Here is a 22,433-nt window from a genome sequence, read left to right as displayed (position 1 = left end):
AGGCCCGAACGGGCGGAGCCCCGGGAATTGGGCCGCAGGCCCAAAAGGGGTAGCGCCCCTCGCCCCGGTGGCGTCATTTCACGATCCGGTTCTCAAGAATCCCGATCTTCTCGACCTCCAACTCGAACGTATCGCCCGGCTCCAGCCGCTTGCCCAGTTCCAGCCCGCAGCCGGTGCCCACCGTGCCCGAGCCGATCACCTCGCCGGGATAGAGCGTTTCCGAGCGCGAGATATGCGCGATGATATCGGCAAAGCTGTGATGCATCTGCGCGGAACTGCCGCCGCCCCAGCGGGTGCCGTTCACCCGCACCTCCATATCCAGCGCGACGGGGTGGCCGATCTCGTCCGCCGTGACGATCCACGGGCCGAGGATATTGCCGGTGTCGAAATCCTTGCCCTTGGCGGGCCCGAGCTGGCCGGCCATTTCCACCATCTGCGCATCCCGCGCGGTCATATCGTTGAGGATCGTGTAGCCCCAGATATATCCCGGCGCATCCCCGGCCGGGATATCCGTGCCGCGCTTGCCGATGATGATCGCAAGCTCAAGCTCGAGGTCCAGGAAATCGGCGTAATTGGGCCAGCGCACGTCCTGCCCGTGGCCGATGAAGCTCAGCCTGTTGCCCTTGTAATAGATCGGCTGCTCGTACCAGACCGGCGGGATCTCGTGCGCGCGGCCGGTCACCTTTTCCATTGCGGTAAAGCAGTTCTTCAGATGCGCCTCGAACACCAGGCAGTCGCGGTATTGCACGGGCCGGATCGGCACGCGCATCTCCACGTCCTCCATGCCCAGCGTCGCGCCGAATTGCGGGTTGGCCAGCGCGTCGCGCACCGCCTCGAGGCCCGCCTCGCCCATTTCCACAAGCTGCACCATGTCGCGGATATCCAGCCCTGCCGCGCGCAGGTCCAGCAGCGTGTCACCGTCGATCACGGCGACGGGTTTTTCCACGCCCTCATGGGCGACCGTTCCCAGTTTCATGTGCTCACTCCTCGAATATCGCCACGGCACGGGTGAACCCGGCCGATCCGCCCTTCAGCTTCATCGGGAAACAGCTGATCGTAAACCCCGTCGGCGGCAGGCTGTCGAGATTGGCAAGTTTCTCCATGTGGCAATAGCCGATGTCGATCGACGCGCGGTGGCCTTCCCAGATGATGCCGGGATCGTGGGTGTCCATCCATTTCCTCGCGGTGTGCGAAAACGGGGCGTCCCAGCTCCAGGCGTCGGTGCCGGTGACGCGCACGCCGCGTTCCAGCAGGTAGAGCGTGGCCTCGCGTCCCATGCCGCAGCCGCTGTCGACGTAATCGGGCGCGCCGTATTTCGCCCCGGCGGCGGTGTTGACCACGACGATATCCAGCGGTTGCAGATCGTGGCCGATGCGCGCGAGTTCATCCTCGATTTCCTGCGCGCTGACGAGATAGCCATCGGGGAAGTGGCGGAAATCCAGCTTCACGCCGGGTGCAAAGCACCATTCCAGCGGCACCTCGTCGATGGTGATCGCGCGCTCGCCGTCGTTCATCGTGGAATGGTGGTGATACGGCGCGTCCAGATGCGTGCCGTTATGGCTGGACACGCGCAGCATCTCGACCGCCCAGCCATCGCCGCCCGGCAGATCGCTTTCCCTGAGCCCCGGAAAGAACGACGCGATCTGGCCCGCCGTCATCTTGTGGTCGAGATAGTCGATCTCGGGCAGCATGATCGGCGGATCGCTGGCGATCCCCGCCTCGAGCGGGACCGAGATATCGACGAAACGGCGTGGCATGGCGTGTCTCCTTTTGTCTAGCGCCCCGGCAACAGGCCGGTGGCGACGGATGGGATGGCGATGACGATCAGCAAGACCGCCAGCATCATCAGCGCGAAAGGGGCTGCCCCGCGGAAAATGTCGGCCAGCGTGATGCTGTCATCGTCGAGTGTCGCCTTGATGACATAGACGGAAATGCCGAAAGGCGGTGTCAGCAGGCCGATTTCCACCGCAAGGACGGTGACGATGCCGAACCACACGAGGTCGATCCCCATAGGCACCACCACGGGCAGCATCAGCGGCACGAGGATCAGCATGATGGATGAGCTGTCGAGGATCATCCCCAGCGCGATCACGATCGCCACGTAAAGCAGCATCAGCCCCCAGAATCCCAGCTCGGCCCCTGCCGCCCAGGCGCCGATCCCGCCGGGCACGCCCGACAGCGCCAGCATCCGGCTGTACATCTGCGCGGCGATGATCAGGAAACAGATCGTGGCGGTGACCATGCCGGTATCGACCAGCACGGTCCACAGCTTGCCCCATGTCAGCCGCCGCATGGCGAACCCGAGGGCCAGTGCGCCGATGGCGCCCATCGCGCCGGCCTCGACCGGGGTGAAGATACCGGCATAGATGCCGCCCAGCACCAGCACGATAAGCCCCGCGATGGGCAGGCCCTTGCGCAGCATCTCGGCCGGGCGCAGCGCGCCGTCGTCCACATCGTCGGGGCGACCGACGAAACGCGGGGTGAAGATCGCCATCGCCACGATTCCCACGGCGAAAAAGACCGCCAGCAGGATGCCCGGCCCGATACCGGCGATGAACAGGTCGCCGATGCTCTGCTCGGTCAGGATGCCGTAGAGGATCAGCAGCAGCGAGGGCGGGATCAGCATCCCCAGCACGCTGGACCCGGCGACCACGCCCACGGCAAAGCGCGGGGCATAGCCGTGGCGGATCATCTGCGGCACGGCGATCTTGGTAAAGACGGCGGCCGAGGCGATGGAGATGCCGGTGATCGCGGCAAAGATCGCGTTGGCCCCCACGGTGCCGACGCCCAGACCGCCCCTGAGCCGCCGGAACATGGCGTTGGCCACGTCGAACGCGTCGCGGCCCAGACCGGCCTCGGACACGACGAAACCCATCAGCACGAACAGCGGCACCACGCCGAAGAAATAGCTGGAGATCGCATCGTTCGCCGCCAGCGCCAGCAGTTTCGAGGCCAGCAGCGGCGAACCCTTGATCGCCCAGACCCCGGCGAAGGAACAGACCATCAGCGCAACCGGCACGTAAAGGCCCAGCAGGACCGTGCCGAACATCGCGGCCAGCGCGATCAGGCCGATATCGAACGGGCTCATGCCGCGCCCCCGGCCCAGCGGCGCAGGATGCGGGCGGCGAATTGTGCGATCAGCAGCGCGCAGCCCAGAAGGATCGTCGCCTTCACCGGCCAGACCGGCACGGTGAAATCGCCCAGCGCGCCGATGAATTCGCCCCTGTCCCACGCGCGGGTAAAGATCGGCCAGGTGCTGCGCAGGATCACCCAGACCACGGCGATGGCCAGCAGGTCGAACAGGGTTTCCAGCATCCTGCCCGCCCACGGCGCGCGCCGCGAAAGCCAGCCAGGCACCGCCTCGGAGCGCGTCATGCGGCCCGCGCGCAGCGCCTGCGGGATCTGCAGGAACACGATGGCGACGATGGACAGCGTCACCATTTCCGGCACGCCCGGCACCGGTGCCCCGAACAGGTTGCGCCCCGCCACGTCGAGCCCGACAAGCGCCATCAGCACAAGGATCAGCAGCGACCCGGCCACGTTCGCGGCCTGGGTCGCGCCATCGAGGGCGCGCAGGATGCGCCGCATCGGGTTATTCCTTGTCCCAGTCCCTCAGCGGTGTCGCGCCGGCGGCGCGCATCGCATCCATGTAGGCCGACAGGATGGCCGAGGCCGGACGGCCCTGCGCATCCAGCTCATCGGCCCAGACCCTTGCGGCGTTGTCCATGCCGTCGGCCCATTGCGCGCGCATCTCGGGCGTGGCCTCGGTGACGGTCGCGCCGGCCTCTTGCATCTTTGTCAGGGCGATCTCCACGAAGCTTTCGAGGTCATCGTGATACCATTGCATCGCGGCATCCGCGCCCGCCTCCAGCGCGGCCTTCACCTCGTCCGGCAGGGCGTCGTACCACGCCTCGTTCGCGCAGAGCGAACCGGCATATTGCGCGCCCAGCCCGAACTTCGTGATATGGGGCGCGACCTCGTAGAGCTTGCCGGGAAGCGCGGCGCTGGCGAACACGATGACGCCATCGTAAACGCCGGTCTTGATCTCGTTGTAATAGGTGGTCAGGTTCCCCGCCACGCCCACGGCGCCCGTGCCCGACAGCCAGTTGATCGCCGCCCCCGGCGCCGCGATCTTGCGGCCATCGAGGTCGTCCAGGCTGTCCACCGGGAAGTTCGTCATCAGCAGGTAATCGTCGATGCCGATCGGCGCGCCGATATAGACCACGCCGTTGTCGGCATAGGCGCGCAGCATGTCGGGGTTGTCATCATGCATCGCATCCACGGTGGTGGCGACCTGCCGCACATCGTCGCTGACGAAGGGGGTGTAATAGGTCACGTTCTGCACCGCCAGCTTGGCCGGGTCGAACAACGCCTGGCAGGTGCCGATCTCGGCCAGCCCGGCCTCGACCGCCTCAAGCTCTTCGCCGACACCGGCGATGGCGCCGCCGTACTGCTCCGAGAAAGTCATCGTGTGGCCGCTGCCCTCAAGCCCGGCCTGCACGGTCGGGATGAACTGTTCCGAGATCATGCGCACCCAGCGAAAGACCGGCGGATGACCCGCGGCGACGGTGACGTTATAGGTTTCGGCCACGCCGGCCACAGGCATGGCCCCCAGCACGAGCGCGGCACCGACTGTCCTCAGTTTCATGGGTAATACTCCTCCCGCGGTGGCGGCCAGCGTGTCGCGCCGGTCATCGCCGATCCCGCCCATATGGCGGAATTTCCTCCCTGGGGCCGAGCGTATCCCCATTCCCTGCGCAGTCAAGAAGCGCGGTTTCCACCGCCGCATCGCGCCTTGTGAACGGGAATCATGGAGCGGGTAGACGGAATCGAACCGACATAGCCTGCTTGGAAGGCAGGGGCTTTACCATTAAGCTATACCCGCTTGGTACAGTGGCTGATTAGAGGACCGATACAGACGGGTCAAGACGCAAGACCGCGTTTCCCCCGCCCGGACCGCGCAGGAACGGCCGCAGCCACGCCTTCGTCCGGGCAAGGAGGAACAGCCATGATGCGCCTTCCCCTGATCGCACTCGCCGCCCTGACCGCGGGCCCGGCACTGTCGGAAACCTGGGAATGCACGGTTCCCTATGACGAGATCAACGGCGGCGGCACCGTCATCATCGGCAGCGACCGCCTTGTCTTCGTCTCGAACTGGCCGCATCGCCAGCCCGAGGAAGCGACCTGCATCCATGACGGCGCGGCAAGCGAATGCATGAGCGCCCGGCTTTCGCAGACGAAAAACGGCGGGGCTGCCGCCATGATCAAGCTGTTTTCCCTCGGCTGGCCAGTCGATGGCCCGCCCACCACGATCCACGTGCGCGAACCCGCCGCCCTTTTCCGGGCCGGAAGCGATGGTTACCGGCTGTTCAGGGCGCTGCCATCGGCCGGCTACAGCTTTGCGCTGACCGATTGCGCGGCACGCTGAGCGGTGCGCCGGCCCGCCGGTCAGTCGGCCAGCTTCCTGACCTCGGCCGAGGCGGTGATCTTGTGCGCGGTGGCATAGGCCTGGTGGTTCGCCTCGATGCTTGGGCCATCGTAAAGGTAATTCACCATGACCCCCCAACTGCCCGCCCGCCCATTCGCGCTGAGATCGGCGGCGGCGTGGATGCGGTGCAGCGCCGCGCCGTTGCCCAGGTGGAAATGCGCCACCGGGTCCATCGCGGTGCCCTGCGGGCGGCGGGCGTGCAGAAGGTAGCGCGCGGCGATCCGGCGGGCATCGTCGAACGACGGGCCATCCGCGGCGTCGATGGCGGCCAGGTCACCGGGCGTCAGCAGGTCGGGCCGCGCCTCGGCCCATTTGCGCAGGCCCGGCACCGGCGACAGCGTGACAAAGGTTTTCAGGTTCGGCAGTTCCGATTGCAGTTCGGCGACCACCTGCTTGATCAGGAAATTCCCGAACGAGATGCCGCGCAGCCCCTTCTGACAGTTCGAGATCGAGTAGAACACCGCCGTCGTCGCATCCGTCGGGTCGATCCGGTCGCGGTCGCTGCGGATGATCGCGTCGATCGCCGCCGGGATGACGCGGGTCAGCGCGACCTCGACGAATATCAGCGGGTCCGACGGCATCGCGGGATGGAAGAACGCGAAAAGCCGGCGGTCGGGATCGGCGACGCGCTGGCGCAAATCGTCCCAGCCGTTGATTTCGTGCACCGCCTCGTAGGTGATGATCTTTTCCAGGATGTCGGCGGGGGTGTGCCAGTCGATCCTGCGGATTTCGAGGAAACCCCGGTTGAACCAGCTTGCGAAAAGATGCTCGAAATCGGCATCCAGCCCCTTGAGCGACGGGGCATCGCGCAGCGCGCCCAGCAGATCGGCGCGCATGTTCACCAGCCGCGCGGTGGCGCCCGGCACGCGGTTGAGCCTGCGGATCAGTTCAAGGCTTTGCGGTTCGGCGGTATAGTGGATGCGCCGCGCGGCCTCGGCATCGCCCGGCCGGTAGGCGGCAATCGCATCGGCAAGGGCCGCATCGTCCACGCTGCACTCCCCGGCGATCTTGTGGAACAGCTGCGCCTTTTCCGAGGGCGAATGCGTCTCGAACTGGTCGAGCGCCTGCATCGCGGTCACAAGGCCGGATGCCTCGCCCTCGTCACCCAGCAGCCGCTGGAACAGGTCGAACGTGTCCGATGCATCGCCCCGCGCATGGCGGCGCCAGCCGGCCTGCGCGACGCGCGCCATCAGATCGGAAAGGAAACTGCTATTGGCCATGTCCGGGCCCCCCGATGTGCCTTGTCCCGTCACATCAAAGCGCAGCTTGCCGGCTTCGTCGAGCCGTTCCCGCCCCGCCGGGCCCGCCTGCGCAGATCGGTGCCGCCGCAGGCCGGGCGTCAGCCCACGCGGCGGCCGTTGCTCCAGACCCCGCGCAGCAGCGGTGTCTGCCCGGCCTGCCCGACCCGCAAAAGATCGCCGCGCAATCCGGGCGCCAGCCGGCCGCGATCGGTCAGCCCCGCCGCCTTTGCCGGGTTTTCCGTCACGCAGGCCACAGCGCGGGGCAGATCGCCCCACAGCTCCGACAGGCTGAAGGCCGACAGCAGCAGCGCCGAGGGCACGTAATCCGACGACACGATATCCAGCAGCCCGGCATGGGCCAGTTCGCTGGCGGCGACATTGCCGGAATGCGATCCGCCGCGGATCAGGTTCGGCGCCCCCATCATCACTGCGATGCCGTTGGCGTGGCAGGCCCCGGCGGCCTCGATCGTGGTCGGAAACTCGGCGAAGCCCACGCCGTTTTCACGCGATTGCACCACCTGTTCGGCGGTGGTGTCGTCATGGCTGGCCAGCACCGCGCCATAGCGCCGCGCCTCGGCCACGGCCCCGATCTGGTGCAGCTCGCCATAAAGCCGCTGAAGCTCTTTGAGGTTGGCGACATGGTCGGCGAAATCGGCATCCGACATGCCGCGCTTTTTCGACACGTAGGTGCGCAGCGCCTGCAGATCGCGGAACTGCCGTTGGCCGGGCGTGTGATCCATCAGGCTGACGATACCCACCCGGTCGTCGGGGCCGAACTGGGCCATTTCCTCCAGCAGGGTTTCCGAACAGATCTCGGCCCGCAGGTGCAGGAAATGGCTGATCTTCAGGTGCCCCTCGGCGCGCACCGCCAGCAGCTCGTCGGCCAGCTTGCGGGCATAGGCGCCGTAGCGCGCCTTGCTGTCGTGGATCGAGCCCACGCGCAGCGCGTCGAACACCGTTGTGATCCCGGTCGAGGCCAATTCGCCGTCATGCGCCAGGATCGCCGGCAGGTGCGGCCAGTCGACCGCCGGGCGCGGCTCGATATGGCGTTCCAGGTTGTCGGTATGCAGCTCGACCAGCCCCGGCATCACGTAATCGCCCGCGCAATCCACCGCACCGCCCGGCACGCGATCGCCCTCGGCGATCCCGGCGATCTGCCCGTCTTCGACCGTGATCCGGCCCGTCATCACCCGGTCGTGCAGCACGAGCCGCGCATTGGCCAGGCACAGGCTACCGGCACCGGGTTGGCCCCCGGCGCGGGCAGGCGACATGCGCGGGATAGGAGAGTTCATGCTGGTTCCTCTTTTCGCGGTGATGGTGCGGGCGGTGCCCATATCTATGCCCTTTCCGGCAGCAAGGCGGCCAGCGCCTGCGCCACGGTCTGCTCCAGCGATCCGTCGTTGGAAATCGTGACGACCTCCAGCCCCGGTGGCAAAGGCTTGGACGCCTGCCCGAGCCGGAGGGCGATCTCATCGGCGCTTTCCCGCCCGCGCCCCGCCAGCCGCCGGGCAAGAACGTCAGGCGCGGCGGTGATGTTCATGACCAGGAGGCGCGGAAATATCCCCGCCGCCCGTGGCAGTGCATCGCGCGACAGGTTGGCCAGGCAGTCCGCCCCGGCGCGGGTTTCGTCCAGCACGGTGGCCGGGATGCCGTAACGCAGCCCGTGCGCGGCCCAGTGCAGGCAGAACGCCCCACGCGCGACCGCCCGGTCGAACTCGTCCGGCGTCAGCGGATCGAAATCCTCGCCCCCCAGGTGCGGCGCGCGTGTGATCGTGCGGCGCACGCGCCGGAACGCGGGCGCGGCCCCGGACAGCGCGTCCATCACGCTGTCCTTGCCGACACCCGACGGGCCGACCACGGCGATCAGCCGCCCCGCGCTCATGCCGCGCGGGCCGGGCTGAACCGGCTGACGTCGATTTCGCGGTCGCAGACGCGGTCGCGCGCCGCCTCGTCGTGGAATATCCCGACGATTGCCGCGCCGCGCGCCTTGGCCTCGGCGATCAGGCCCAGCACGACCTCGCGGTTCGCGGCATCCAGGCTGGCGGTCGGCTCGTCCAGCAGCATCGCGGGATATGCATGGGCAAAGCCGCGCGCGATGTTCACCCGCTGCTGTTCCCCGCCCGAGAAGGTGGTGGGCGACAGCGACCACAACCGTTCGGGGATATTGAGCTGCGACAGCAGGGCACGCGCGCGGTCCTGCGCCTCGTCCCGCGGCACGCCCACCGCGCGCAGCGGCTCGGCCACCACGTCCAGCGTGGGCACGCGCGGCACCACGCGCAGGAACTGGCTGACATAACCCAGCACCTCGCGGCGGATGCGGATGATCTCGCGCGGTTCGGCCTGCACAAGATCCACGCCGCCCACGCGGATCGCGCCGCCCTGCGCCATGTAGTTGCCGTAGATCATGCGCATCAGCGTGGATTTCCCCGCGCCCGACGCCCCGGTCAGCGCCACGCATTCGCCCTGCGCAACCGAAAGGGTGGCCCCGTCCATCACCCGGATCGTCGCGCCGCCCTGGTTGTGCAGGGTAAAGGTTTTCGAAACGTTTTGCAGGTCGATCATCCTCTTCCCCCTCACACTTGCAGCACAGAGCTGACCAGAAGCTGCGTATAGGCATGTTGCGGATCGTCCAGCACCCGGTCGGTCAGACCGGCCTCGACCACATGGCCCGATTTCATCACCATCAGCCGGTCGGCCAGCAGCCGCACCACCGCTAGGTCGTGGGTGACGATGATCGCCGACAGCCCCATGTCGCGGACAAGCCCGCGCAGCAGGTCCAGCAGCCGCGCCTGCACGCTGACATCAAGACCCCCGGTCGGTTCGTCCATGAACACCAGCCGCGGCCCGGTCACAAGGTTGCGCGCGATCTGCAGGCGCTGCTGCATCCCGCCCGAGAAGGTGGTGGGCCGGTCGTCGATCCGGCCCGGCGCGATCTCGACCCGTTCCAGCCAGTCGGTCGCCCGCGCGCGGATGTCGCCATAGTGACGCGCGCCCACGGCCATCAGCCGCTCGCCCACGTTGCCGCCGGCGGAAACGCCCATGCGCAGCCCGTCGCGCGCGTGCTGATGCACGAAGGCCCAGTCGGTGCGGCCCAGCATCCGGCGCTCGGGTTCGGACATGGTGAGCGTGTCGCGCGGGCCGTCGGTGCGGGTGTCGAACACCACCTTGCCTGCATCCGGCGCCATATGCCCGGCCATGCAGTTGAGCAGCGTAGACTTGCCCGATCCGCTTTCGCCGACGATCCCCATCACCTCGCCGGGGTAAAGATCGAAGGACACGTCGGCGCATCCGATATGCGCGCCATAGCGTTTGGTCACACCCTGAACAGACAGCAACGGGGTCATGCCGCATCCTTTCCGCGATGGCCGGCGGCCTGCCGGGTCTCGCAATAATCGGTGTCGGAGCAGACGAACATCCGCCCGCCCGCATCGTCAGTGATCACCTCGTCAAGATAGCTGTCCACCGCCCCGCACAACCCGCAGGGGTGATCGGCGCGGGACGCCTCGAACGGGTGATCCTCGAAATCGAGGCTGACAACCTGCGTATAGGGCGGCAGCGCATAAATCCGCTGCTCGCGCCCGGCGCCGAAAAGCTGGATCGCCGGGCAATCGGCCAGTTTCGGGTTGTCGAATTTCGGGATCGGCGACGGGTCCATCACGTAGCGCCCCTCGACCTTCACCGGGTAGGCGTAGGAGGTCGCGATATGCCCGTGGCGCGCGATATCCTCGTAAAGCTTCACATGCATCAGCCCGTATTCCTCAAGGCTGTGCATCTTGCGGGTCTCGCTTTCGCGCGGTTCGAGAAAGCGCAGCGGCTCGGGGATTGGCACCTGGTAGACGAGGATCTGCCCCTCGGCCAGCGGCACCTCGGGGATGCGGTGGCGGGTCTGGATCACCGTTGCCTCGGTGGTGACGGTGGTCGTCGCCACCCCGGCGGTACGTTCGAAAAAGCTGCGGATCGAGACGGCGTTGGTGGTGTCGTCTGCGCCCTGGTCGATCACCTTGAACCGGTCATCGGGCGTCAGAACGGCGGCACTGACCTGCACGCCGCCGGTGCCCCAGCCATAGGGCATCGGCATCTCGCGGCTGGCAAAGGGCACCTGGTAGCCGGGGATCGCCAGCCCTTTCAGGATCGCGCGGCGGATCATCCGCTTGGTCTGTTCGTCGAGATAGGCGAAGTTATAGGCTTGGTCGGTCATTCCGCCGCCTCCTGCATCGGCTCTGCCCCCGCCTCGCGGCGCAGTTTGCGCACCAGTTCCAGCTCCGACTGGAAATCGACGTAATGGGGCAGCTTGATATGCTCCAGGAACCCGGTCGCCTGGATGTTGTCGGAATGATACAGGACGAATTCCGCATCCTGCGCCGGGGCGCCCATGTCATCCTCGCCCAGTTCCTCCCAGCGCAGCGCGCGGTCGACCAGCGCCATCGAGATCGCCTTGCGCTCGGTCTGCCCGAAAACCAGCCCGTAGCCGCGGGTGAATTGCGGCGGTTCGGTTTTCGACCCTGTGAACTGGTTGACGGTTTCGCATTCGGTCAGGGTGATCTCGCCGATATCAATGGCGAACCCGAGCTCGGGGATGTCCATTTCGACCGCGACGGTGCCGATACGCAACTCGCCCACGAAGGCGTGGTTGCGGGCGTATCCGCGCTGCGTGGAATAGGCCAGCGACAGGGTAAACCCCTCGTCCGCGCGGGTCAGCGCCTGCAGGCGCAGCGCACGGTCGGCGGGCATTTCCAGCGGTTCGCGGGTCAGGTCGGGCGGCGGGGTGTCGTCGCGCGGGGCCTCTTCGATCAGCCCCTCGCGGTTCAGGAAGCCGGTGACATGCGGCACCGGCGCCGGGGCGGCATCCCCGGCCTGCTCCGCCTGCTGCACCTCTTTCCCCCCTTCGGCGGCCAGTTTGAAATCCAGCAGCCGGTGGGTGTAGTCGAATGTCGGGCCCAGGATCTGCCCGCCCGGCAGATCCTTGAACGTGGCCGAGATGCGCCGGTCACACGCCATGTCAGCGGTTTCGACCGGCCGCGTCGCGCCAAATCGCGGCAATGTCGTGCGATAGGCCCGGATCAGGAACACCGCTTCGATCAGGTCGCCGCGCGCCTGTTTGATCGCCAGCGCGGCAAGGTCGGGATCGTAGAGCGACCCCTCGGCCATCACCCGGTTGACCGCCAGGCTGAGCTGTTCGCGGATCTGCGCGATGGACAATTCGGCGACCGAAGTATCGCCCCGGCGCTCCTCGGCCAGCCAGGCATGGGCGTTGCGAATGGCGGCCTCGCCGCCCTTGACCGCGACATACATCAGCGCGCCTCCGCCATCTCGGCCGGCGCCGCGACCCGTGTCGCACGCGGCAGCGCGGCGATGCGGCCGTCGCAGGTAAACAGGAAATCGAGCCCGAGCGGGAACAGCGCGCGGTTTTGGCGGAACGCCCCGATATCGGGCAGCGACAGGCGGGCGGTGTCGCGGATGCCCGGCCCCTGCAACACGGCGCCCTCGTCCGAAAGCGCCGGGGCCTCGACGATCAGCGTGGCCGAGCGGTCGGGATATTCGGGTGAGCCCTTGGGATAGGCCGACAGCGGCAGCAGCGCGTCCCACGTGCCCAGCGCGAACATGCAGTCCGACGGCCCCGCAAGCGGTGCGCCGGTGTGAAAGGCGAGCCAGGCACGCACCGCGTCGCAATCGGCCGCACCGGCCAGGTACAGCGGCGTGTCGGTATCGCACAGCGTCAGCAGCACCGCCCCGGCGGCGGGCGACAGCGGTGCGGGCGGACGGGCGCCGGTGATTTCGTGGATCGTGCCGGGGCGGGCCACCGCCTCCATCACGCTGCGAAAGGCATGGGCCGCATCGGCGGCCGGGTTTGCGAAACCGCCTTCAAGGGTTTGCGGGTGCATCAGTCCTCTCCCCGTACCATTGTGAAGAAATCGACCCTGGTCGCCGCTGCCTTTTTCGCGCGGGCCTGCGTGGCGGCGGCCAGTTCGGCCCCAAGGGGCGCGATCACCTGCGTTCGCAGCGTATCGGCCAGGTCGGTCTGCATCAGCGCATCGACCAGCGCCGCCGCCTCGGCATCGGGTTTGCGGCGGCCCTGCACATAGGCATGGCCCGCCTCGCCACTTGCCAGTTTCAGCGCGCAGCGCGTGACCGTCATTTCGCCCAGGTTGAACGGCGCGCCGGTGCCCCCGGCCCGGCCCTGCACCATGACGCTGCCGATCTCGGGCGGGCGCAGCCAGGTGAAACCGGGCCGCGTGCAGGCCGCGTCCAGCAACGCCGCCACCCGGCCCTCCGGCGCCCTGGCGAACAGGCTCATCCAGCCTTTGCGGTCCTCGTTCCCGTCAACGGTATCTTTCATCTCGACAACTTCGGCTATTCCTATACAACTAGACACATCATAGCAGATTCGCCCTTGGGGCACAGTGGAGATTTGTGAATTTTGAGTGACAGCACCCGGCCCGCGCCCCCCCGCACGCCGATATGGCAGGCCATCGCCGACACCCTGCGCGGCGAAATTTCCGAAGGCCGTTACCAGCCCGGCGACAAGCTGCCGACCGAGGCCGCGATGGCGGCCCGGTTCGGCGTCAACCGCCACACGGTGCGCCACGCGCTTGCGCATCTCGTCGACGAGGGGCTGGTGCGCACGCGGCGCGGGGCCGGTGCCTTCGTGGCCGCCGCGCCCACCGATTACCCGATCGGGGCGCGGGTGCGGTTTCACGAAAATCTGCTGGCCGCGGGCCGCCGCCCCAGCAAGCAGGTGCTGCAGATCGAGCTCCGCGCCGCCACGCCGGGCGAGGCACGGGTGCTGGAGCTGTCGCCGCAGGACCAGGTCTGCGCCTGTCATGGCCTGTCGCTTGCCGACGACCTGCCGATTGCCGTGTTCGAAAGCGTCTTTCCCATCGGGCGGCTGCCGGGCATCGACACCGCCCTGACCGAGGTCAGCAGCGTGACCGAGGCGCTGGCCCGCGCGGGCGTGGCCGATTACACCCGCGCCTCGACCCGGCTGACGGCGGTGCGGGCTGACGCGGCACGCGCCCTTGTGCTGCACCTGCGCGAGGGCGACCCGCTGCTGCGCTCGACCGGGGTCAATGTCGACGGGCATGGCGTGCCGGTGGAGTACGGGCGCACATGGTTTGCCGGCGACAGGGTGACCCTGACGCTGGAAAGCTGAGACCGCGCGACTCAGCCGCCGTATTTTTCAAGAAACGCCTCGGCCCGCAGCTTTCGGAAATCGGCCAGCGCGGCGCGCAGCGCGTCATGCGGCCAGTCCCACCACGCCAGCGCGATCAGCCGGTCGGCAATCGCGCGCGGCTGCCTTTCGCGCAAGGGCCGGGCCGGCGTGCCCGCGACGATGGTATAGGGGGCGACATCCCGCGTCACGACCGCGCCCGCCGCCACCACCGCGCCGTGGCCCAGCGTCACCTCGGGCTTGATCATGGCGCCATGCCCGATCCAGGTGTCATGCCCAATCGCTGCGCGCCGGGACAGGCGGTGGGCGAAAAAGGCCGGGTCACGGTCCGCATCGTCCCAGTAATCGTCCGAGCGGTACAGGAAGTGATGGCAGGCCGCCGTGTGCAACGGGTGATCGGTGGCACCGATCCGCACGAAACTGGCGATATTGGCGAATTTGCCGACGGTGGCATTGGCGATATCGGCATAGCGGTCGCAATAGGAGTAATCGCCGACTTCGCTATGCGCGACGCGCGATCCCGCACCGATCTCGACATAGGCGCCGAAGGTGCTGCCGGTGATGGTGCAGCCGTCGTGAATGACGGCCGCGTCGGGTTTCAGTCGCGCCATGTCAGTCCTTCCGGCCGATCAGCCGGCCGCGCAGCCAGCCCGAGAACCAGTCCATCAGCATGACCATCACGACAACGAGGACGATGTAATACGCCACCTCTTCCCAGTCCTTCTGGGTCTGGATCGCCTGCGTCAGCATCAGCCCGATGCCGCCCCCGGTGATCGCCCCGATGATGGTGGCCGACCGGGTGTTCGATTCCAGGAAATACAGCACCTGCGCCAGCAGCACCGGCACCACCTGCGGGATCACGCCGAAACGATAGCGTTGCAGCGGCTTCGCCCCGGTCGAGGCGACGCCCTCGATCTGCCTGCCATCGACGTTTTCCAGCGCCTCCGAGAATATCTTGCCGAAGGTGCCGGTATCGGTGATCAGGATTGCCAGCGATCCGGTCAGCGGCCCCGGCCCGAAGGCGCGGGCCAGAACCACCGTCCAGATCAGCGCGTCGACCCCGCGCACGAAATCGAACAGCCGCCGCGTCAGCCCGCGCACCACCACCATCGGCGTGAACCGCCGCGCCGCAAGGAATGCCAGCGGCAGGGCCAGCATCGCCGCCCCCATCGTGCCCAGGAACGCCATCAGGATCGTTTCGCCGATGGCCCAGGCCACGTCCTTGTGCCGCCACATCGGGTTGTTCCACCAGTCGGCCAGCGCACCGGCGATATTCGCGCGGTCCGGGTCGATCCGGTCGCCGAACAGGATGCGGGTGACCGGCTGCCCGTGATACGGGCTGTCGAAGGTGAACCAGAACAGTTCCCACCCCGGAAAATAGTTGAACACCTCGGTCTTGGAGCCGGTGAGGGTGATCCGCCCCTCGGGGGTGGTGATCGCCACCCGCCGGTCCGAGGCGTTGATCCAGTCGGGCAGATCGTCGCCCAGGTTGGTCGTGACCTGCCGGTCCCCGGCCTGCGCCTCGATCGTGCCATAGCCGGGGATGTCGACCTCGGTGCGGTTCTCCGGCAGCAGGCGCACCAGGTAGCCGCGCCCCAGATCGACGGTCACGATATCCCCGCCGCTTACCCAGTCGGGGCGCTGCCCCTCGGGATAGGCGCCCTTGCGCTCGCCCTCGACAGCATAGGCGATTTCGCCCGTGCTGTTGGAGCGCGTGACATGCACCTTGTAGGACCAGCTGTCCGAGGCCAGCGTCACCGCATTGTCCATGCTCGCCCGCTGGACCAGACCGGGAATGTCGAAGGCAAAGAAGATATAGGCGAAATAGGCCGCGACGATGGCCGGCATCGCAAAGGCCAGCACACGCTTGCGCCGGAACAGGCCCTCGGCATTGTGCTTCATCAGGTCGAGATCGGCCGTCGTCATGCGTGTGCCCCTTCGCTCAGGCGGTTGCGATAGCGGCTGGACAACTGGTCGAAGAACACGATCGTGCCGAACAGCAGGATGAAGATCGCCGCCGCCTCGTCGAACTGGCCCGGCCCCCAGGCCATCGAGTTGCGCAGCTCGTAGCCAAGGCCGCCCGCGCCGACAAAGCCCAGGATGGCCGAGGCGCGGATATTGATCTCGAACCGCAGCAGCGCATAGCTGATATAGTTCGGCGCCACCTGCGGCAGCACGCCCAGCCACATCCGCTGCGACCATGTCGCCCCGGTCGAGGCCAGCCCCTCGACGGGTTTCAGATCGGCGTTTTCGGCCACCTCGGAAAACATCTTGCCCAGCGCGCCCGCGGTATGAATTGAGATGGCGATCATCGCGGGCACCGGACCGCCGCCGAGGATGAAGATCAGGACCAGCGCGATAACGATCTCGGGCACCGCGCGCATGATATCCATGAAGCGCCGGAACAGCGGGATCAGGCGCGGCCAGCGCGCCAGCCCGCGCGTCGACAGCAGCGACAGCACAAGCCCCGCGCCTGCCCCGAACAGCGTCGATACCGCCGCGATGTTGATCGTCTCGACCAGCGCGGGAAAGAAATGCAGTAAAAGCGCGGGCAGATCGGCGCGCTTCGCCCATGCCTCGCTCAGCACGGCGGCGGGATAGTCGCCGATCTGGTGCAGCCCTTCCCAGAACCCGCCGGCGTTGCGGTCGTCGGCGACCACGAAGCCCGACACCATCAGCAGAACGAAGATCATCAGCGTCAGCCCGCCATACAGCCGGCGGCGCTGCACCTGCACCATGTAAGAGGACTGGATCGCGTCGATCGCCGCGGGGCTGTGGGCCTTGCCAAGGGTGGCGTCGGTCATCGGATACCTCGGATCAGGAAAAAACCGGCGGCCGTGGCAGGCCGCCGGTTTCGTGTCGTTCGGGCGGTCAGCCGCCGATCTTGGCCTTGCGCGCCTCGATCACCGAAAGATAGGTTTCGTGATCGACCGGCTGAAAGCCCAGCGTTTCGCCCGCAGCCACGCCATAGGCACATTCCTGGTCACGCTCGTGCAGGGTATCCACCAGCTCGGTCATGCTGGCCTTGACCTCGGCCGGCAGCGCCTTGCGCAGCACGACGGGGCCTTCGGGGATGACCTTGGATTTCCAGATCTCCACCAGTTCGTTCATATCCACCAGCCCGGCATCCACGGCCTTGCGCAGCGCGCCCGAGTTGTAACCGTCTTCCCAATGGCCCTGCGCGTCCGCCCAGGTCACGCCGCCGTCGATATCGCCGTTATAGACCGCGACGATGGTCTGCTCGTGACCGCCGGTGAATTTCACCTCGCCGAAATAGTCGCCCGATTTCATCGTGCCGCCGGTCTGCTGCGGGATCTCGATCGAGGGGATCAGGTAGCCGCTGGTCGAGTTCGGATCGCCGAAACCGAAGACCTTGCCCTTCATGTCCTCCAGCGAGGTAATGCCGGAATCCTTGCGGGCGAAACCGATCGAGTGATAACCGATCGAGCCGTCCATGTTGACCTTGACCAGCACCGGCTCGACCGCTTCGGGGTCTTGCAGGTAGGTGGCGGCATAACCCGAGGCGCCCAGCCACGCCATGTCGATGGTGCCGCCCAGCAGGCCCTGGATCACGCCGTTATAGTCGGCCGGCGCGAACAGCTTGACGTCGACGCCCAGTTCTTCGGCGGCATAATCCTGCAGGCAGCTATAGCTGTTCATGCGGTCCTGCGCGTTCTCGCCGCCCAGGATGCCGATGCGGAATTCGGTGATCTCCTGGGCCTGCACGGCACCGGTCAGCGCGGTGGTGGCCAGGGCTAGGGCAAGGGTCTTTTTCATCATCATCTCCATTGCGTGATGGGGTTTTGCCCGCGCGTCTGCGGGCGGGCGACTGACTCAGGCGGGGACCGCGGCGCGCGGGCCCGTCCTGTCCAGCGTTTCGATCTCGGTCGAGGTGGCGGCCTCGGAAAAATCCGCACCGGCGCCATAGATGTCGCGGGCAACGCCCGTCGTCAGCTGCTGCGGCGTGCCGTCGAACACGATGCGCCCGTCACGCATCCCGATCACCCGGTCGCAATAACGCCGCGCTGTATCCAGCGTGTGCAGGTTCGCGATCACCATGCGCCCGTCTTCCTCGTGAATGCGGCGCAGCGCCTCCATCACGATCTGGGCATTCATCGGGTCGAGCGAGGCAATGGGCTCATCCGCGAGGATCACCGCCGGGTCCTGCATCAGCGCCCGCGCGATTGCGACCCGCTGCTGCTGCCCGCCCGAAAGCGCCTCGGCGCGTTTGGGCGCCTGTTCGGCAATGCCGAGACGGTCGAGGATCTCGATCGCCTTGTGAATATCGGCCTGCGGATAGAGGTTGAACATCGTCGCCAGGGTCGAGCGGCGGTTCAGCGTGCCGTGCAGCACGTTCGACACCACGTCCATGCGCGGCACGAGGTTGAACTGCTGAAAGATCATCGCGCAGCGCGACTGCCATTCGCGGCGATCCGCGCCTTTCAGCAACGTGATGTCCCGCCCTTCGAAACGGATCGCGCCGGTCGTCGCATCGCTCAGGCGGTTCAGCATCCGCAGCAGCGTCGATTTGCCCGCGCCGGACCGTCCGATGATCCCGATCATCATCGGGCGGTCAACGGTGAAACTGGCCGCGTCCACGGCGGCCTTTTCGCCAAACATCTTGGTCAAGGACTGAACTTCGAGCATCGGTTTCCCCCTGGTGTCGACAGGGCGGATACCGGGCGGGGAACAAAGTTTCTTGACGGTTTTGACTCAAAGTCTTGAAGCTTTTGAAACAGCCATGTGACACGCACCGCCGCCGCACCCCGGGCGGGTGCCGCCAAGTATCTGGCGCCTTTCGGTCTTCCCGGTTATCCACAGCCGGTCATAAAACCGTTACAAACCGCGCAGCCGGTGCTAGGCTCGGGCCATGACGCTGAAATCCGCCTTCCTTATCGGCGCCCTTATGCTGGCGCCGCATACCGGCACCGCGCAGCTGGCCGATGTCATCTGCGATGCCACCGCCCGGCTTGAACAGCGGCTCAGCCAGGTCCACGGCGCGCAAAAGCAGGGCCAGGGCCTGCGCGGCCCCGACGCGGTGCTTCAGGTCTGGATTTCCCCGCGCACGGGCGACTGGACGCTGGTGCAAAGCTATGCCAACGGCACCTCGTGCATCGTGGCCATGGGCGAACACTGGGAAAGCCTGACACCGGCCGCCGATCCGGCCTGACACGGGGGCTTTCCGCGGCGCGCGGGCCAAGGGCCGGCCGCGGGCTGCCCTATTCCTGCCGTATTTCCCGACTATCCGTTTGGACATGATTCTGTGACGGGTGGGGCGCTTGTTGACAGGAGATACGACATGCTACGCAAGACTGCTGCCGCGGCATTTGCATTTGGACTGATTTCCGCCGGCGCTTATGCAGCCGAGCATGAGGTCACCATCCTCGATGGCGCCTTCTTCCCCGAGATCACCTATGTCCAGCCCGGCGATACCGTGGTGATCGAGAATGCCTCCGAAACACCCCGCACGGTTTTCGGCGACACGTTCCATTTCGTCACGCCCAGCCTGAACACCGGTGACCAGTTCGTGCTGACCGTGACCGAAGACATGCCCACCGACTATTTCGGCACGTCCGCGACCGAGGGCACCGTCGGCGAAGGCGGCGCCACCGCCGAGCAGGAGGCCGACACCGACGAAGAAGGCAACGTCATGCACGGTATGCTGAGCTTCGACGCGCCGGTGCTCGAAGACTGACCAGCCTCAGGCCAGCGGACGGACCAGTTCGGCCCCGCTGGCCCGGTTCGAATTGACGCGCGGATCGACGCGCGTCGCAGTCAGGCTGCCCTGCGGGGCGGCCTGAAGGCATTTTACCGCGCCTGTGCCTTCCTCCCCCAGCCACAGCCCCCATTGACCGGGGTCGAGTATCACCGGCTGGCGGTGGTGGATGGTCTCGACATCGGGGCCCGCCCCGGTGGTGACGATGGCGCAGGCGGGTATCCGCGCCTCTTCCGGCCCCCACATCTGCCAGACACCGGCAAAGATCATCGGCGCCCCGTCGCTGCGGGTGACATACCAGGGCAGGCGGCGGCCCTCGTCATCCTTTTCCCATTCGTAGAACCCGTCGGCCGGGATCAGGCAGCGCCGCTTGCGCACTGCACTGCGAAAGGCGGGCTTGTCGGCGATCGTTTCGGCCCGCGCGTTGATCAGCAGGGGGCCATCCGTGGGGCTCTTGTACCAGTGCGGCAGAAACCCCCAGCGCATCGCCCCGATGCGCCGCCCGCCCCCCGCCGACACGACCGAAAGGACGCGGGCCGTGGGGCAGATGTTGTAATCGGGCAGGTCCGGCAGGTCATTGGCCAGAACCGCGCCGAAAAGCTGCGCCAGCGCGTCGGGGGTCTGGGTCAGGGTGAAACGTCCGCACATGGCGCCCTGCATAGCGGAAAGCCCGCGCGATCCAAAGGGGCGGCGTAATCGCCACGGCAGGGGCAAAGGGGGCGCTGCCCCCTCGGCCTGCGGCCTCACCCCCGGAGTATTGCCGGAACGATGAAGCCGGGCCTTGGTTTAAATTGATTGACATGGTAAACTATTTTCGGAATCGTCATCCCGGCGAACAGGGGGGAACCATGCGCACACAGGTGGCCATCATCGGCGGCGGGCCTTCGGGGATTTTGCTGTCGCAGCTTCTTCACACAAAGGGCATCGACAGCGTCGTGCTGGAGCGCCGGTCGCGCGACTACGTGCTGTCGCGCATCCGGGCGGGGGTTCTGGAAACCGGGTTCGTCGATCTGATGAAACAGGCCGGCGCGGCCGGCCGGATGGAGCGCGAAGGCTTTGTCCATGACGGCACGCAGATCGCCTTTGACGGCGACATGTTCCGCATCGATTTCCGCAAGCTGATCGACAGGACGGTCATGGTCTATGGCCAGACCGAGGTGACGCGCGACCTGTACGAGGCGCGCGATGCGGCGGGCGGCACGGTCTTGCACGAATGTTCGGCGGTGAATCCACGGGATCTGGATACCGACGCGCCCTATGTCACCTTCCTGAAGGATGGCAAGGTGCACCGGCTGGATTGCGATTTCGTCGCCGGCTGCGACGGGTTTCACGGGCCGTCGCGCCAGGCGATCCCCACCGACATACGCCGCGAATACGAACGCACCTACCCGTTCGGCTGGCTCGGCATCCTGTCGGAAACCCCGCCCGTCGATCACGAACTGATCTATGCCAACTCGTCGCGCGGTTTCGCGCTGTGCTCCATGCGCAACGACAATCTCAGCCGCTATTACATCCAGTGCGACCTGAGCGATACGCCCGACGACTGGACCGACGACGCTTTCTGGGACGAGCTGAAACGCCGTATCCCCCAAGAGGCCGCCGACAAGCTGATGACCGGCCCCTCGATCGAGAAATCCATCGCGCCGCTGCGCAGCTTCGTGTGCGAGCCGATGCGCTGGGGCCGGCTGTTCCTGGCCGGGGATGCCGCCCATATCGTGCCGCCCACCGGCGCCAAAGGGCTGAACACGGCGGCCAGCGACATCCATTATCTGTTCCACGGCTTCGACCGGCATTACAACGATGGCGACAGCGAGGGGCTGGACCTTTATTCCGAAAAGGCGCTGGCCCGGATCTGGAAGACCCAGCGGTTCAGCTGGTGGATGACGACGCAACTGCATCGCTTTCCCGACCAGACCGAGTTCGACCTCAGGGTGCAGCAGGCCGAACTGGCCTTCCTGCGCGAGAACGAGGCGGCGCAAAGGGCGCTGGCCGAGAATTATACCGGGATGCCCTATTGATGCATGTCGCCGACCTGAAGGGCCTCAAGGTCCACTATACCGACGAGGGCGACCCGAACGGCGCGCCCATCGTCTTTGTCAATTCGCTGGGCACCGATCTGCGCCTCTGGGACAAGGTCGTGCCCCTGCTGCCCGCCGGTTTGCGCATCATCCGCTACGACAAGCGCGGCCACGGCCTGAGCGGGGTGACGCCCGGCCCCTACAAGATGGGCACGCTGGTGGGCGATCTGGAACGGTTGCTCGATCACCTTGGCGTGCGCGATTGCCTGCTGGTGGGCCTGTCCATCGGCGGCATGATCGCGCAGGGGCTGGCGGTGAAGCGCATGGACATGGTGCGCGCGGTGGTGCTGTCGAATACCGGCGCCAAGATCGGCACCGCCGACATGTGGGCCGACCGCATCGCCGCCGTGAAAACGGGCGGGATCGAGGCGCTGGCCGATGCCATCATGGAACGGTGGTTTTCCGCGTCCTTCCGCGAGACGGAAGAGTTTCACGCCTGGCGCAACATGCTGGTGCGGCAGCCGCCCGAAGGGTATGCGGGATGTTCGGCCGCGATCGCGGGCACCGATTTCTACACCCCCACCAGCGGGTTGCGCCTGCCCGCGCTCGGCATCGCCGGGTCCGAGGACGGATCGACCCCGCCCGACCTGGTGCGCGAAACCGTGGACCTGATACCGGGATCGAAATTCGCGCTGATCCGGGGCGCGGGGCACCTGCCCTGCGTGGAAAAACCCGGGGAGTATGCCCGCATCCTCAACGGGTTCATCGCGGAAACCGGCCATGCCTGATCGCCGCAGCGACG

Annotated in this window: 26 protein-coding genes and 1 tRNA gene; 6 read left to right on the top strand and 21 right to left on the bottom strand. The window is 66.8% G+C overall.

All coding sequences use genetic code 11. The features are described from left to right. Positions 1 to 73 precede the first annotated feature (73 nt). From F3H87_RS00745 to F3H87_RS00720, 6 genes are all read right to left on the bottom strand, one after another. The gene (locus tag F3H87_RS00745) at positions 74 to 976 is read right to left on the bottom strand and encodes a fumarylacetoacetate hydrolase family protein (RefSeq protein ID WP_149786935.1); all 903 of its coding nucleotides are present in this window, start codon (positions 974 to 976) and stop codon (positions 74 to 76) included. Positions 977 to 980: 4 nt separating this feature from the next. Beyond that, positions 981 to 1,757, bottom strand: coding sequence for a cyclase family protein (locus F3H87_RS00740; protein ID WP_149786936.1), 777 nt, complete (start codon positions 1,755 to 1,757; stop codon positions 981 to 983). A 17-nt stretch (positions 1,758 to 1,774) separates the two neighbouring features. Next, positions 1,775 to 3,088 (bottom strand): TRAP transporter large permease, encoded by a 1,314-nt coding sequence (locus F3H87_RS00735; RefSeq protein ID WP_149786937.1) that lies wholly within the window; start codon positions 3,086 to 3,088, stop codon positions 1,775 to 1,777. Beyond that, positions 3,085 to 3,588 carry a TRAP transporter small permease subunit gene (locus tag F3H87_RS00730; RefSeq protein WP_149786938.1) on the bottom strand — a complete coding sequence of 168 codons (504 nt, stop codon included), beginning with the start codon at positions 3,586 to 3,588 and terminating at the stop codon, positions 3,085 to 3,087. Before F3H87_RS00730 ends, F3H87_RS00735 begins: the two co-directional genes overlap by 4 nt. Before the next feature lie 4 nt (positions 3,589 to 3,592). Further along, the gene (locus F3H87_RS00725) at positions 3,593 to 4,648 is read right to left on the bottom strand and encodes a C4-dicarboxylate TRAP transporter substrate-binding protein (RefSeq protein WP_149786939.1); all 1,056 of its coding nucleotides are present in this window, start codon (positions 4,646 to 4,648) and stop codon (positions 3,593 to 3,595) included. Positions 4,649 to 4,811: 163 nt separating this feature from the next. Continuing rightward, positions 4,812 to 4,885 (bottom strand) — tRNA-Gly (locus F3H87_RS00720). Positions 4,886 to 5,008: 123 nt separating this feature from the next. On the opposite strand from F3H87_RS00720, the gene F3H87_RS00715 reads away from it, so the two are divergent. Then, entirely contained in the window at positions 5,009 to 5,428 is a 420-nt protein-coding gene (locus F3H87_RS00715; protein ID WP_149786940.1) for a hypothetical protein, read from the top strand. Between the two features lie 20 nt (positions 5,429 to 5,448). Here F3H87_RS00715 and F3H87_RS00710 read toward each other — a convergent pair whose 3' ends face one another. From F3H87_RS00710 to phnG, 9 genes are all read right to left on the bottom strand, one after another. Next, positions 5,449 to 6,708, bottom strand: coding sequence for a malonyl-CoA decarboxylase (locus F3H87_RS00710; RefSeq protein ID WP_149786941.1), 1,260 nt, complete (start codon positions 6,706 to 6,708; stop codon positions 5,449 to 5,451). Positions 6,709 to 6,827: 119 nt separating this feature from the next. Next, a complete protein-coding gene (locus F3H87_RS00705; protein ID WP_149786942.1) occupies positions 6,828 to 8,021 on the bottom strand; it encodes an alpha-D-ribose 1-methylphosphonate 5-triphosphate diphosphatase in 1,194 nt (397 codons plus the stop codon). A gap of 44 nt (positions 8,022 to 8,065) precedes the next feature. Next, positions 8,066 to 8,611 carry a phosphonate metabolism protein/1,5-bisphosphokinase (PRPP-forming) PhnN gene (phnN, locus tag F3H87_RS00700; protein WP_149786943.1) on the bottom strand — a complete coding sequence of 182 codons (546 nt, stop codon included), beginning with the start codon at positions 8,609 to 8,611 and terminating at the stop codon, positions 8,066 to 8,068. Further along, positions 8,608 to 9,291: a phosphonate C-P lyase system protein PhnL gene (gene phnL, locus F3H87_RS00695; RefSeq protein ID WP_149786944.1), complete on the bottom strand. Its 684-nt coding sequence runs from the start codon at positions 9,289 to 9,291 to the stop codon at positions 8,608 to 8,610. Before phnL ends, phnN begins: the two co-directional genes overlap by 4 nt. Positions 9,292 to 9,302: 11 nt before the next feature. Next, the gene (phnK, locus tag F3H87_RS00690; RefSeq protein ID WP_149786945.1) at positions 9,303 to 10,073 is read right to left on the bottom strand and encodes a phosphonate C-P lyase system protein PhnK; all 771 of its coding nucleotides are present in this window, start codon (positions 10,071 to 10,073) and stop codon (positions 9,303 to 9,305) included. Next, complete coding sequence (locus tag F3H87_RS00685) at positions 10,070 to 10,927, bottom strand: alpha-D-ribose 1-methylphosphonate 5-phosphate C-P-lyase PhnJ (protein WP_149786946.1); 858 nt, start codon at positions 10,925 to 10,927, stop codon at positions 10,070 to 10,072. Before F3H87_RS00685 ends, phnK begins: the two co-directional genes overlap by 4 nt. Beyond that, on the bottom strand, positions 10,924 to 12,021 hold the full coding sequence (locus tag F3H87_RS00680; protein WP_149786947.1) for a carbon-phosphorus lyase complex subunit PhnI: 1,098 nt from the start codon (positions 12,019 to 12,021) through the stop codon (positions 10,924 to 10,926). The genes F3H87_RS00685 and F3H87_RS00680 overlap by 4 nt, the downstream gene beginning before the upstream one ends. After that, a complete protein-coding gene (gene phnH, locus F3H87_RS00675) occupies positions 12,021 to 12,611 on the bottom strand; it encodes a phosphonate C-P lyase system protein PhnH (RefSeq protein ID WP_149786948.1) in 591 nt (196 codons plus the stop codon). The genes F3H87_RS00680 and phnH overlap by 1 nt, the downstream gene beginning before the upstream one ends. Beyond that, positions 12,611 to 13,066 (bottom strand): phosphonate C-P lyase system protein PhnG, encoded by a 456-nt coding sequence (gene phnG / locus F3H87_RS00670; protein ID WP_149786949.1) that lies wholly within the window; start codon positions 13,064 to 13,066, stop codon positions 12,611 to 12,613. The genes phnH and phnG overlap by 1 nt, the downstream gene beginning before the upstream one ends. 81 nt (positions 13,067 to 13,147) lie before the next feature. Between phnG and phnF the strand changes: the two genes are divergently transcribed. Further along, positions 13,148 to 13,879, top strand: coding sequence for a phosphonate metabolism transcriptional regulator PhnF (gene phnF / locus F3H87_RS00665; RefSeq protein WP_149786950.1), 732 nt, complete (start codon positions 13,148 to 13,150; stop codon positions 13,877 to 13,879). Positions 13,880 to 13,890: 11 nt separating this feature from the next. On the opposite strand, the gene F3H87_RS00660 is transcribed toward phnF, so the two are convergent. The 5 genes from F3H87_RS00660 to phnC all read right to left on the bottom strand — a co-directional run bounded on the left by F3H87_RS00660 (position 13,891) and on the right by phnC (position 18,544). After that, on the bottom strand, positions 13,891 to 14,508 hold the full coding sequence (locus F3H87_RS00660) for an LbetaH domain-containing protein (protein WP_149786951.1): 618 nt from the start codon (positions 14,506 to 14,508) through the stop codon (positions 13,891 to 13,893). Position 14,509: 1 nt separating this feature from the next. After that, positions 14,510 to 15,823: a phosphonate ABC transporter, permease protein PhnE gene (gene phnE / locus F3H87_RS00655; protein ID WP_149786952.1), complete on the bottom strand. Its 1,314-nt coding sequence runs from the start codon at positions 15,821 to 15,823 to the stop codon at positions 14,510 to 14,512. Then, a complete protein-coding gene (phnE, locus tag F3H87_RS00650) occupies positions 15,820 to 16,701 on the bottom strand; it encodes a phosphonate ABC transporter, permease protein PhnE (RefSeq protein ID WP_149786953.1) in 882 nt (293 codons plus the stop codon). Before phnE (F3H87_RS00650) ends, phnE (F3H87_RS00655) begins: the two co-directional genes overlap by 4 nt. Before the next feature lie 67 nt (positions 16,702 to 16,768). Then, positions 16,769 to 17,674, bottom strand: coding sequence for a phosphonate ABC transporter substrate-binding protein (gene phnD / locus F3H87_RS00645; RefSeq protein ID WP_149786954.1), 906 nt, complete (start codon positions 17,672 to 17,674; stop codon positions 16,769 to 16,771). A 57-nt stretch (positions 17,675 to 17,731) separates the two neighbouring features. Continuing rightward, entirely contained in the window at positions 17,732 to 18,544 is an 813-nt protein-coding gene (gene phnC / locus F3H87_RS00640; protein ID WP_149786955.1) for a phosphonate ABC transporter ATP-binding protein, read from the bottom strand. Positions 18,545 to 18,767: 223 nt separating this feature from the next. Between phnC and F3H87_RS00635 the strand changes: the two genes are divergently transcribed. Together F3H87_RS00635 and F3H87_RS00630 are read left to right on the top strand one after the other, a co-directional pair. Beyond that, on the top strand, positions 18,768 to 19,067 hold the full coding sequence (locus F3H87_RS00635; RefSeq protein ID WP_223227931.1) for a hypothetical protein: 300 nt from the start codon (positions 18,768 to 18,770) through the stop codon (positions 19,065 to 19,067). A 129-nt stretch (positions 19,068 to 19,196) separates the two neighbouring features. Next, positions 19,197 to 19,592: a cupredoxin domain-containing protein gene (locus tag F3H87_RS00630; protein WP_149786956.1), complete on the top strand. Its 396-nt coding sequence runs from the start codon at positions 19,197 to 19,199 to the stop codon at positions 19,590 to 19,592. A gap of 6 nt (positions 19,593 to 19,598) precedes the next feature. On the opposite strand, the gene F3H87_RS00625 is transcribed toward F3H87_RS00630, so the two are convergent. Next, positions 19,599 to 20,261 carry an SOS response-associated peptidase gene (locus F3H87_RS00625; protein ID WP_149786957.1) on the bottom strand — a complete coding sequence of 221 codons (663 nt, stop codon included), beginning with the start codon at positions 20,259 to 20,261 and terminating at the stop codon, positions 19,599 to 19,601. Between the two features lie 200 nt (positions 20,262 to 20,461). On the opposite strand from F3H87_RS00625, the gene pobA reads away from it, so the two are divergent. Then, positions 20,462 to 21,631, top strand: coding sequence for a 4-hydroxybenzoate 3-monooxygenase (gene pobA, locus F3H87_RS00620; RefSeq protein WP_149786958.1), 1,170 nt, complete (start codon positions 20,462 to 20,464; stop codon positions 21,629 to 21,631). Then, the gene (gene pcaD, locus F3H87_RS00615; protein WP_149786959.1) at positions 21,631 to 22,419 is read left to right on the top strand and encodes a 3-oxoadipate enol-lactonase; all 789 of its coding nucleotides are present in this window, start codon (positions 21,631 to 21,633) and stop codon (positions 22,417 to 22,419) included. The genes pobA and pcaD overlap by 1 nt, the downstream gene beginning before the upstream one ends. Positions 22,420 to 22,433: the final 14 nt, after the last annotated feature.

Origin of the sequence: Lutimaribacter pacificus (assembly GCF_900142185.1) — a bacterium.
GTDB classification, from domain to species: Bacteria; Pseudomonadota; Alphaproteobacteria; order Rhodobacterales; family Rhodobacteraceae; genus Lutimaribacter; species Lutimaribacter pacificus.
Note: the sequence above shows the minus strand (reverse complement) of the source record. Positions and strands in the feature narration are given on the sequence as shown.

Bases quoted from the DNA above. Each gene is read 5' to 3' on its own strand.
- F3H87_RS00745 (WP_149786935.1), bottom strand. From the start codon at position 976: ATGAAACTGGGAACGGTCGCCCATGAGGGCGTGGAAAAACCCGTCGCC.
- F3H87_RS00740 (WP_149786936.1), bottom strand. From the start codon at position 1,757: ATGCCACGCCGTTTCGTCGATATCTCGGTCCCGCTCGAGGCGGGGATC.
- F3H87_RS00735 (WP_149786937.1), bottom strand. From the start codon at position 3,088: ATGAGCCCGTTCGATATCGGCCTGATCGCGCTGGCCGCGATGTTCGGC.
- F3H87_RS00730 (WP_149786938.1), bottom strand. From the start codon at position 3,588: ATGCGGCGCATCCTGCGCGCCCTCGATGGCGCGACCCAGGCCGCGAAC.
- F3H87_RS00725 (WP_149786939.1), bottom strand. From the start codon at position 4,648: ATGAAACTGAGGACAGTCGGTGCCGCGCTCGTGCTGGGGGCCATGCCT.
- F3H87_RS00715 (WP_149786940.1), top strand. From the start codon at position 5,009: ATGATGCGCCTTCCCCTGATCGCACTCGCCGCCCTGACCGCGGGCCCG.
- F3H87_RS00710 (WP_149786941.1), bottom strand. From the start codon at position 6,708: ATGGCCAATAGCAGTTTCCTTTCCGATCTGATGGCGCGCGTCGCGCAG.
- F3H87_RS00705 (WP_149786942.1), bottom strand. From the start codon at position 8,021: ATGAACTCTCCTATCCCGCGCATGTCGCCTGCCCGCGCCGGGGGCCAA.
- phnN (WP_149786943.1), bottom strand. From the start codon at position 8,611: ATGAGCGCGGGGCGGCTGATCGCCGTGGTCGGCCCGTCGGGTGTCGGC.
- phnL (WP_149786944.1), bottom strand. From the start codon at position 9,291: ATGATCGACCTGCAAAACGTTTCGAAAACCTTTACCCTGCACAACCAG.
- phnK (WP_149786945.1), bottom strand. From the start codon at position 10,073: ATGACCCCGTTGCTGTCTGTTCAGGGTGTGACCAAACGCTATGGCGCG.
- F3H87_RS00685 (WP_149786946.1), bottom strand. From the start codon at position 10,927: ATGACCGACCAAGCCTATAACTTCGCCTATCTCGACGAACAGACCAAG.
- F3H87_RS00680 (WP_149786947.1), bottom strand. From the start codon at position 12,021: ATGTATGTCGCGGTCAAGGGCGGCGAGGCCGCCATTCGCAACGCCCAT.
- phnH (WP_149786948.1), bottom strand. From the start codon at position 12,611: ATGCACCCGCAAACCCTTGAAGGCGGTTTCGCAAACCCGGCCGCCGAT.
- phnG (WP_149786949.1), bottom strand. From the start codon at position 13,066: ATGAAAGATACCGTTGACGGGAACGAGGACCGCAAAGGCTGGATGAGC.
- F3H87_RS00660 (WP_149786951.1), bottom strand. From the start codon at position 14,508: ATGGCGCGACTGAAACCCGACGCGGCCGTCATTCACGACGGCTGCACC.
- phnE (WP_149786952.1), bottom strand. From the start codon at position 15,823: ATGACGACGGCCGATCTCGACCTGATGAAGCACAATGCCGAGGGCCTG.
- phnE (WP_149786953.1), bottom strand. From the start codon at position 16,701: ATGACCGACGCCACCCTTGGCAAGGCCCACAGCCCCGCGGCGATCGAC.
- phnD (WP_149786954.1), bottom strand. From the start codon at position 17,674: ATGAAAAAGACCCTTGCCCTAGCCCTGGCCACCACCGCGCTGACCGGT.
- phnC (WP_149786955.1), bottom strand. From the start codon at position 18,544: ATGCTCGAAGTTCAGTCCTTGACCAAGATGTTTGGCGAAAAGGCCGCC.
- F3H87_RS00635 (WP_223227931.1), top strand. From the start codon at position 18,768: ATGACGCTGAAATCCGCCTTCCTTATCGGCGCCCTTATGCTGGCGCCG.
- F3H87_RS00630 (WP_149786956.1), top strand. From the start codon at position 19,197: ATGCTACGCAAGACTGCTGCCGCGGCATTTGCATTTGGACTGATTTCC.
- F3H87_RS00625 (WP_149786957.1), bottom strand. From the start codon at position 20,261: ATGTGCGGACGTTTCACCCTGACCCAGACCCCCGACGCGCTGGCGCAG.
- pobA (WP_149786958.1), top strand. From the start codon at position 20,462: ATGCGCACACAGGTGGCCATCATCGGCGGCGGGCCTTCGGGGATTTTG.
- pcaD (WP_149786959.1), top strand. From the start codon at position 21,631: ATGCATGTCGCCGACCTGAAGGGCCTCAAGGTCCACTATACCGACGAG.